This is a genomic window from Terrabacter sp. Soil810 (assembly GCF_001429645.1).
GTDB lineage: Bacteria > Actinomycetota > Actinomycetes > Actinomycetales > Dermatophilaceae > Terrabacter.
Genome location: NZ_LMSW01000006.1, coordinates 1 through 1,104, shown reverse-complemented (window position 1 = coordinate 1,104; position 1,104 = coordinate 1). Strand labels below are relative to the sequence as shown.

The 1,104-nt window shown below is 67.5% G+C and carries 1 protein-coding gene; it reads left to right on the top strand.

Annotated features, from left to right (window positions below):
• Positions 1-122: 122 nt before the first annotated feature.
• The coding region (locus tag ASG96_RS05765) for an IS481 family transposase (RefSeq protein WP_057587264.1) at positions 123-1,104 on the top strand (982 nt) is incomplete at its 3' end.

Sequence of the window (1,104 nt, the reverse complement as noted above, 5' to 3'; positions counted from 1 at the left end):
TGTACTGACCGGGCACGTTGGTTGAGGGAATGCGACTCATCGTTGTGAGCTGCTGACATGGGAGGGCCTCCCGCGGTGGAGTGGAACTGCTCAAGGTTCACTTCGCCAAACAGGAGGCCCTCGTGTCCCACGCTAACGCTGCCCTGACCCCTCGCGCCCGGTTGCGTGTGGCCCAGCTCGTCGTCGACCAGCACGTGCCGATCGTCGAGGTCGCCGCCCGGTTCCAGTGCTCATGGCCCACGGTCAAACGCTGGGCCGATCGGTACGCCGCTGGCGAGGCGATGACCGACCGGTCCAGCCGGCCCCGGTCGATGCCGGCCAAGACCAGCCCGGCCACGACCAAGCGGATCGTGGCGTTGCGGCTGCGCAAACGCCTGGGGCCGGTCCAGCTCGCCGCGCTGACCGGCGTCGCACCCTCGACTGCGCACCGGGTGCTGTCTCGATGCCACCTGAACCGCCTCTCCCACGTGGACCGGGCCACCGGCGAGCCGGTTCGCCGGTACGAGCACGAGCACCCGGGTGCGATGCTGCACGTGGACGTCAAGAAGCTGGGCAACATCCCCGACGGCGGTGGGTGGCGCTACGTCGGGCGCAGCCAAGGAGACCGCAACCGCGCCGCGACCCCAGACAAACCCAAGAACGTGCACTACAACCCGAAGATGGGCCACGCGTTCGTGCACACCGTCATCGACGACCACTCCCGCGTCGCCTACGCCGAGATCCACGACGATGAGACCGCCCCCACCGCGGTCGCGGTCCTACGCCGTGCCGTGGCCTGGTTCGCCACCCGCGGGATCACGACCGAGCGGGTGCTGTCCGACAACGGCTCCGCGTACCGATCACACCTATGGCGCGATACCTGCACCGAGATGGGCATCAAGCATTCACGCACCCGGCCCTACCGGCCACAGACCAACGGCAAAATAGAACGTTTCCACCGCACCCTGGCCGACGGCTGGGGCTACGCCCGCTGCTACACCTCAGAACACGAACGCCGAGCCGCTCTGCCAGCATGGCTCCACGAATACAACCACCACCGCCCCCACACCGCCTGCGGGAACAATCCACCCATCACCCGATTGACCAACCTGTCGGGTCAGTACA